Source organism: Paenochrobactrum glaciei (genome assembly GCF_039522165.1).
GTDB lineage: Bacteria > Pseudomonadota > Alphaproteobacteria > Rhizobiales > Rhizobiaceae > Paenochrobactrum > Paenochrobactrum glaciei.
In genome coordinates this window covers 1-7,494 of the sequence record NZ_BAAADE010000024.1, presented here as the reverse complement: position 1 = coordinate 7,494, position 7,494 = coordinate 1, and the positions used below count along the sequence as shown (strand labels likewise).

The window sequence follows — 7,494 nt, the reverse complement described above, 5'->3', positions numbered from 1 at the left end:
CTTCACTCGGCAATGTCACACCGAATGAGTTCGCCATAAAAATGGCTCTAGAAAAACAGGCCGCTTAAGGCCAATAGTATAACCCAAGACTCTCCTAAAAAATGGAGGAGTGTTGGGGCTCAGGTCATGATGAATGCCGCAGAACTGGCGGACAAGCACAAAACTCTTTCAGTTTTGTCCCCCACCGTCATTTACAAACTGGCTGCCAAGAACACGCCCGATGAAGTTCACACGGAAATCGTAACGCAAATTAAGAATGGCACCATTCCTAACGCAAGGGAAATCGAAGCTCGAATTGTGCAGTCGAAAACAAAAGCTCACCATCAGAAAGAACTTCAACTCCAACGAAAAGCTACGGAACATGCAGCACATCTGGATGAGCGAAACTGGCAAAAGCATGAAAAAACGTTGAAGGCTAACAACACTCCGGATGCTAAGATCGATAAAGAGCGTAAGAAGTGGATTACTGCCAACGCTAAAAAAGAGCGAAACAAACAAGCCCTTCTAGAAAGAGAACAAAAACGCTTGGAACAAGCCAGAATGAAACACGCAAAATGCGAAGAAAATGCTGCGCGAGCTGTAAAGTTTCTGCACGACAAACTTGGCGCTGATTTTGATAAATTCAGAAATATGTTTTTTGAACTGGAAGATGCAACACTTTTCGAGCGAGCGTTGAAAATCCTTTAACGCATGACTATGACTTATACAAAAGCCCGTGCGTTTGTCACGGGCTTTGCAATAATGTCTACTGAGAAAAACGAAACCATTTCGTATTTGGTCATCACGTAACCTGTTCGCCATCTATAAATATGTTTCGACGAACTAATGACGGGGCTTTATCAGTTCCGACGCGGACAGAATACCCCTGTATAATCAGGTCAATCATTTCCTGCTCAGTATGAACCAAAACTTTATTCTTCGCATAATGTCTCTCGTTACCATGCTCAGGGTTAGCGAGAACAAAACAACCATCCTGAGTAATAGGATATTGCTTACTTCTGGTGTTGGGGTCGAGACGATAAACGCGCATAGTAAATTTACTACTTAAACATGCATTAAATTTAAGACAAATGTTCAATTCACTAATTTTATTTTATGAATAACTCATCATAAAAATCACTACCGATAATAATGCAAAATATTGTATATTTCACTCATGGATACAAAGATAATCTACGCAATTGCTGTTGTATATGAATATTAAATCTTACTGAAATCCAAAAACTTGGACTCGCTCCTGGAACTCTTCGTTTTGCAGCCTCAAGGATTTGCTTAACACCCCATGAGTTTTCATCTTGAGCGTTTTGATCAGCCAAAAATCGTCTATCCTTACTTACAGACTGTGCAACCATCGCATAGTGATGTGAATAAGTGGTCGTATAAATTTTTTCAGGTCCTTTTCCTGTATACTGACGACCTTCGCGATAATAAAAAATACGCTCTCCACCAAAAGGATAATCTATACGAGGACGCCATCCATTGGCAGCAATTACATCATCATTTCTAATCGGATGAATTGAGCCGTAATCTCCGTAAAGAACATTAAATTTATTATGTGCAAGCTTACTAACTGCACTATGCAGAACCGTTTCTTCTTCACTAAACTCGCCATGTCCCATGTCTCCAATGTCAGTAACAGAGCTAGGAAATGACGTTGAAATCAATACAGGCGTCACACAGCTAACCAACTCATGTATCACGTCCAATACTTTGACAACCTCTAAAGAATAAAGATCTCCAGTTCCTGGCCTGATATAATCATAGTCCAAAATTACATAGAAAATCCCACCATTAGCTACATAACTTTCAATTCTTTCTTTCAAAATATATAAATCATAGTCAAAACTACTGTCAATTTTTGGAAAAGCTCTATAACCAATGCACTTGGAAATTTCGCTTAAACTATCAAACTGCCCGCAGACATCAGAGATATAATCCTCAGGATCTTGGTCTTCCGGAGGATTAATTTGCATAATTGGGAACGCGTTAATGTGTTCATGTTTAAGGCTAGAAAAATAAGTCACCCATTTTTTATAACCTTCAGCATGGTCTCGCAATTCTTTTGTCTTTAATGAAGATAAAGATTCGGCTTTAGTGATGTCTACAAAAAATTTGCCACCACTTGTGCAATGATCTTTTATAAATTTTTCAATAGCTGAAAAATTATATTCAACCCCAGTGCGCTCAAATGTTTTTTTATGATTTTTCCGGCCACGTGTAATTTCAACAATAGGAGTTATAAGTTCCTTGTGCTGTTCATGTAGCTCTTTATATCCGCGAATTTCCGCTTGCCCTGTTTTAAGCAACAAAAAATACTGGGAATTAATCATGCCTTAATTCCCAATGTATTAAGTCTATTAGTCAACGCTGCCATTGAGACTCCAAGTAAGGATGCTGCTCCAATAACACTGTTATGCGTTTCGAACAAAGCACGCTCAACCCCCTCCCGCGGCATCAAAATATTTGCAGCAAACTGGTTCGCTTGACGCTCAATCGCATTTATTTCGCCATCACGATGTAGAATTTTCTCACCAATAGCAATATTCTTTATATTGTGTCTATGAAGCTGATAATGTCCATATTCATGAGCCATAGAAAATACCTGCCTGTTTTTATGATGCAACTTGTTAATACCAATAACGAAAGAACCATCATCTAAACATTTTATATAAGCGTCTTTCTCACCTAAATCTTCAAAAACGAGTTTAAGATTATCGTTTTTCTCAATTAAACTCTGTATATCTACGGCACCATATCCGTTCATTAAACCATGTTTACGGCAATATTCTATCACTCTATCAGGAGTATCCAATGCCGCCGAACCGACTGGCAAGCGAGACTTAAAATTAGCTGGGACAGGACGTTTAATCACTCGCGCATCTCCATCAACTCTTGCTCAAGAGCGTCAAGACGACGCTCAAGAGCTTTAAATGCCTCTGCTAATTCACCATTCTCCGGTAGAACTATAGGAACGCCTCGCAAATTATTAGCGAGACTATTGCGTATATAGCCCTCAATTAGGTCGGATAAACTATTATGTGCTTCTATCGTCTCAAAATGGGCTTTAACAAAAGTAGGAATTTCTTGATCAGCGTGAGCACGAACACTAGCTCGAAGTGACAACGTAGCAACAACTCCTACCAAGGCTATAATGGCAATCAAAACAGTTATTAGTGAGGTATAAAAAGAACTAATAGTTTGTAAGTAAGCAGCATCGCTCCAAACTCCATTCTCCCCATAATAACAAAGCTGGTATCCACCGTTGCTAAAACAATTCTCACTATTAATAAAATTTGTGCCGACCATAAAATGATAAAAAATATAAACTACAAGGAAGGATATCGCTGCTGAAGCGATTGCACTACACCCCACATTTCGCCAGTCAATATTTTTAATATTCATGATTAATCCGATTAATAAAGCATGCGAACGCATATATTAATAATCCTTAGCGTATTGTTTTTTTATCTTCAACATGATTAACACGCTTCAGGTCGCTCATTTTTATAAAAAGTTTAATGAAATATAAGTTATATGTAATACCTATACTTAAAGCCCTTTGCTAAAGAAATACAAAAAACAAGGCACTTTAAATTTACAAAACCACTTTACAGAAAGCCTATAAATTCACTCCCATCAGATTATTCACATAATCTGCTCATAATCCTCTTATACCCCATTGATACGAAAGATCGCTTGGGTTAGAACGGCTTTGCTTTATATTAAAAGCGACTGCGCACCCGTAGCTCAGCTGGATAGAGTGCTGCCCTCCGAAGGCAGAGGTCACAGGTTCGAATCCTGTCGGGTGCGCCAAAAGTCTCAATAAAATCAATGCAAGAAAACTTTGCTCAGCAGGCAATAATTGCAGGCGTACGCAGAATGTACGTATAACGCCATCTGCCTGTCTAAACTCTATGGTCATTAACGGTGACAGCCATGGAGAATGAGCATGCATTTGTCGGAGTTCGTTTCCAACTTTTGGAGCTGCTTTGTCGGGACAGAGCACTCGGCGACCGTGAAGTTCGCATCGCATCCTTTCTTATTTCCACGCGCTTCAATCGCTATACAGGCGTAGCATGGACAAGTTTCACCGACTTAGCCGAAGTTATCGGTTGCAGTAAAAAAACTGTACAACGCGCCCTTCAAATCTTGGAAGCACAGAATTGGTTTATGATCACCCGGGGTAATGGTCGGGGGAATGGTACCTGTATAGAATTATGTGCTGAGCGGATCACAATGGCCAAACCAGCACAGAAAAAAGAAGCCAACATTGTCTCCCTTTACCCTCGAAAAGGTAACCACTCTTGTCCTGTAAAGAGGTCAGATTTGTCCGAAAAAGGGCGACAAATCCGTCCTACTTACCAAGAAAAAAAATATCAAAACACACGGGTGTACGCGAGGCCGGTCGAGCAACCACAGCGGCTTCCCGATATTTTTGTTCCAGTCGATAGTGATTACCAGATTGGGCCATGGCGTGAGTGGCTTAATAAACATGCACTCCCATCGCTGGATCAGTGTGGTCGCCTCGGAAAGTATCATGGCCGGTTTGGGTATCTTTTACCCTCACGATACCCACCAGAAACCCTCGACAAGCAAACCGTCAAGGCGATTACCGAGCATCTGCTAATCAGAGCAGAGCAATCAGTTACCAACAAAGTACGACAGGCTTAAGTCTATGATATTAACTCGAATGAGAACAGCAAGGCTACCCCTGTCTGACGATCTTCGATCTGACACGGGCCTTGCGAGGGGCGGCAAGCTGCCCCTTCGAACCCCACCAAGTGCCGGTGAGCGCAATGCGCGAGTGATCTTCCGTTGCTCTGATGCTGAGAAAGCTGCTCTTCTAACGAAAGCTGATTTGGCTGGTATCACCATCTCTCAGCTCATGCGTGAGACACTTGGCCAGATTAATGCTAAGCGCAGACGACAAATATCACGTACTGATCCTGCTCTTGTCTTTCAGGTCGCTCGGATTGGCAGCAATCTGAACCAGATTGCCCGTTGGTTAAATGCATCAGTCGTAACCGACAACTCGAATCAAATAGATGCACTTGTCGTGGCAAGTTGCCTCGTCGCCATTGAGCGGGCTTTAAGCCAACTTACCACTCCGCGCGCATGGGCCACTAGTGAACCCCACCTAGCTATGGGGGAGCAATCATGATGATGCGCTTCTTTTCCAATGGTCGAGGCAACGGATCATCTCCGGTTAACTATCTGATTGCCCGTAAAGTGCTAGCCCGTGATGAGAACCGCAATGTCATTCGTGATGATGATGGTCGAGCGATAATGTACAAACGCGTGCCATTGCCAGAGGTCTTGGCTGGCAGTGCTGAGCGTACGCGCGACTTGATCGACGCCGTGCCATATCAATGGCGCTATACTTCAGGTGTGATTGCATTCGAAAGTGATGATCGCCCTACCGACGAAGAGCAACAAATTGTTCGTAGTCAGTTTGAAACGCTAGCCTTTGCAGGTCTAGCATCAGAGCGGCGGGATATTTTTTGGGTTCGACACACTCACGAAAATCGCGTCGAACTGCATTTCCTTGTCCCACGTATTGAGCTTGAAAGTGGTCGCAGCTTCAACATAGCTCCACCAGGCTCATCGCATGCTTATGACGCACTTCGAGACGTTCTGAACAAGGCATATGGCTGGGCAGACCCACTGGATCCCGCGCGTAATAGAGAAACAAGATCGCTAATTGAAAGCCTTCAACGCGGCAATGTGCGTGAGAAATTACATGATTGGATCCTGGATCGAATTGCAGCTGGAGAGATTAAGGATCGAATGCAAATGATTGAGTGCCTTCAGAATGAAGGTTTTCAGGTATCCCGTCTGGGTAAAGATTACATTACAACACTTGAACCCGTTAGTGGCGAGAAATTTCGACTACGAGGTGAGATTTTCCATGAAAATTGGACGCAATCGGCCACGCTTGAGCGAGCGGCTAATGAACAATGTCGAGCAGGTCGAGATAAAGCCTTTCGATGCGGAGAACGTCTCGAAAAATCAGACTTTGGAGAACTTGAAGCACGACTACAAACGCATATCCAGCGGCGCAGTGAATACAATAGAGAGCGATATGGCAGCGTTCGTTCGGTCCAGCAAGACCATGATCGAGGATGCAACGCTTCAGATCGAACGGGAGTTGAAAGTGATCAGACGCCATTCCCGACAACGGGCAATGATGGCCTTGATCTTCGCTGTGGTGTCGATCGTCACGATATTGTTCGTGAGCTTCTGGTTCAGTCGGTCAATAATGCAGGAGACTGCGCAGGCCAATCTGACCGCCTTTGGACTTCGACCAACAGTAACCGACAGTGGCTTCTTACTAATCTTGGACGAGAGCCTTCTGACAGTCGGATCATGTCAGATCGGCAAGCGAGTTCGACATTGTCTGATTCCTATCAGCAAGAAACAGCTATCAACGAACTGAAGCCATCAAATCGGCAAAACACAGATCAAGCGGATCGAGGAGCAGATAATGATCAGCGAGCAGAGGTTGAACACAATGGAGACGTTAACAGGCTTAGAGCGCGAATTATTGAGTTACGTCGAGCAGTTGACCAGAACATCAGAAGAGTTGAGCAAGCAGTTCGAGATGCTACATATACAGTCAAGCGTAGCCTACACGACACAGCATCGTGTGCTCAGAGATGGCATGAGATCGCTCATATTGTCGGTACATTTACTGATCGGTTGCACCGAACAATGCATAACCACATCGAACAGTGGAAAGAACGTACTGCTGAAATTACAGGAAGCGAGAGGATCACTGAGCGAAGCTATACAGGCGATAGATCCAGAGCTGCTACAGTACGAGATATAGAACAATCAGCTGAGATAGATGGTAGCACTGGGCAGTCCCAAAAATCAACAGATCACAACTATGACAGGTCCATAAAGCTTTCACGCCAACAAGCGCGTGGGCTTGGCCTGTCGCGCTGACAGTAAATTTTGAGTGTTTTTTAATATCAGGAGATCCAGCATGTCAAGTTTTGCAATAGATCCACTGCGTATTGTGGTTGTAGTAATGTCGCATCTGCTTGGTATAACGCTTTATTTCGGTTTACCCGACATCTGGCCTTATCTTTTTACGCCGACCCGCATTGCAATTGCGCTTCTATGCATGGCTTTTGGCCTTTACATCTGGCGCGATGGGTTGGAAGGCAGTGCACGCACGACTATTGGCCTCCTATCCTTACTTACCGTTCTCACCGCATCAGGTTTAGCGTTGTGGGACATCGTAGATCTTAGTCGTGTACTATTGAGTACGATCTCGTCTTGGAAGAAAGCTGGCCAGTCTTCTTTTGTAGCTGTAAAGGCCAGTCTTCGTATCTTAAATGAAATTGACGTGAGCCCCGCAAACTCCTCCAGATTTTGGTAGAGTCCAATCCTTGATAGGAGATGGACAATGAAACGCTCACGGTTTTCAGACGAACAGATAATCGGGATGATTAAAGAGCAGGAAGCGGGAACGCCGACTGCACAGGT

Annotated in this window: 9 protein-coding genes and 1 tRNA gene; 7 read left to right on the top strand and 3 right to left on the bottom strand. The window is 43.5% G+C overall.

Annotation, left to right across the window (positions count from 1 at the left end):
• Positions 1-126: 126 nt before the first annotated feature.
• Positions 127-687, top strand: coding sequence for a hypothetical protein (locus ABDZ76_RS17270; RefSeq protein ID WP_343808520.1), 561 nt, complete (start codon positions 127-129; stop codon positions 685-687).
• Between the two features lie 467 nt (positions 688-1,154).
• Here the strand turns inward: ABDZ76_RS17270 and ABDZ76_RS17265 are convergent, their stop codons facing one another.
• The 3 genes from ABDZ76_RS17265 to ABDZ76_RS17255 are packed head-to-tail and all read right to left on the bottom strand — an operon-like array spanning position 1,155 to position 3,435.
• Positions 1,155-2,330 (bottom strand): beta family protein, encoded by a 1,176-nt coding sequence (locus tag ABDZ76_RS17265; RefSeq protein WP_343808517.1) that lies wholly within the window; start codon positions 2,328-2,330, stop codon positions 1,155-1,157.
• Positions 2,327-2,872, bottom strand: coding sequence for an ImmA/IrrE family metallo-endopeptidase (locus ABDZ76_RS17260; protein WP_343808513.1), 546 nt, complete (start codon positions 2,870-2,872; stop codon positions 2,327-2,329). Before ABDZ76_RS17260 ends, ABDZ76_RS17265 begins: the two co-directional genes overlap by 4 nt.
• Positions 2,869-3,435, bottom strand: coding sequence for a hypothetical protein (locus tag ABDZ76_RS17255; protein ID WP_343808510.1), 567 nt, complete (start codon positions 3,433-3,435; stop codon positions 2,869-2,871). The genes ABDZ76_RS17260 and ABDZ76_RS17255 overlap by 4 nt, the downstream gene beginning before the upstream one ends.
• A 301-nt stretch (positions 3,436-3,736) precedes the next feature.
• Here ABDZ76_RS17255 and ABDZ76_RS17250 point away from each other — a divergent pair.
• The 6 genes from ABDZ76_RS17250 to ABDZ76_RS17225 all read left to right on the top strand — a co-directional run.
• A tRNA-Arg gene (locus ABDZ76_RS17250) sits at positions 3,737-3,813 on the top strand.
• 123 nt (positions 3,814-3,936) lie between these two features.
• Complete coding sequence (locus tag ABDZ76_RS17245) at positions 3,937-4,671, top strand: helix-turn-helix domain-containing protein (protein ID WP_343808507.1); 735 nt, start codon at positions 3,937-3,939, stop codon at positions 4,669-4,671.
• A gap of 133 nt (positions 4,672-4,804) precedes the next feature.
• A complete protein-coding gene (locus ABDZ76_RS17240) occupies positions 4,805-5,161 on the top strand; it encodes a plasmid mobilization protein (protein ID WP_343808504.1) in 357 nt (118 codons plus the stop codon).
• The gene (locus ABDZ76_RS17235; protein WP_343808501.1) at positions 5,158-6,948 is read left to right on the top strand and encodes a relaxase family protein; all 1,791 of its coding nucleotides are present in this window, start codon (positions 5,158-5,160) and stop codon (positions 6,946-6,948) included. Before ABDZ76_RS17240 ends, ABDZ76_RS17235 begins: the two co-directional genes overlap by 4 nt.
• Before the next feature lie 40 nt (positions 6,949-6,988).
• Complete coding sequence (locus tag ABDZ76_RS17230; protein ID WP_343808498.1) at positions 6,989-7,387, top strand: hypothetical protein; 399 nt, start codon at positions 6,989-6,991, stop codon at positions 7,385-7,387.
• A 27-nt stretch (positions 7,388-7,414) separates the two neighbouring features.
• The coding region (locus ABDZ76_RS17225) for a transposase (protein ID WP_343808523.1) at positions 7,415-7,494 on the top strand (80 nt) is incomplete at its 3' end.

Coding starts and splice junctions, on each gene's coding strand:
- ABDZ76_RS17235 (WP_343808501.1), top strand. CDS start 5,158: ATGATGATGCGCTTCTTTTCCAATGGTCGAGGCAACGGATCATCTCCG.
- ABDZ76_RS17255 (WP_343808510.1), bottom strand. CDS start 3,435: ATGCGTTCGCATGCTTTATTAATCGGATTAATCATGAATATTAAAAAT.
- ABDZ76_RS17230 (WP_343808498.1), top strand. CDS start 6,989: ATGTCAAGTTTTGCAATAGATCCACTGCGTATTGTGGTTGTAGTAATG.
- ABDZ76_RS17245 (WP_343808507.1), top strand. CDS start 3,937: ATGGAGAATGAGCATGCATTTGTCGGAGTTCGTTTCCAACTTTTGGAG.
- ABDZ76_RS17270 (WP_343808520.1), top strand. CDS start 127: ATGATGAATGCCGCAGAACTGGCGGACAAGCACAAAACTCTTTCAGTT.
- ABDZ76_RS17265 (WP_343808517.1), bottom strand. CDS start 2,330: ATGATTAATTCCCAGTATTTTTTGTTGCTTAAAACAGGGCAAGCGGAA.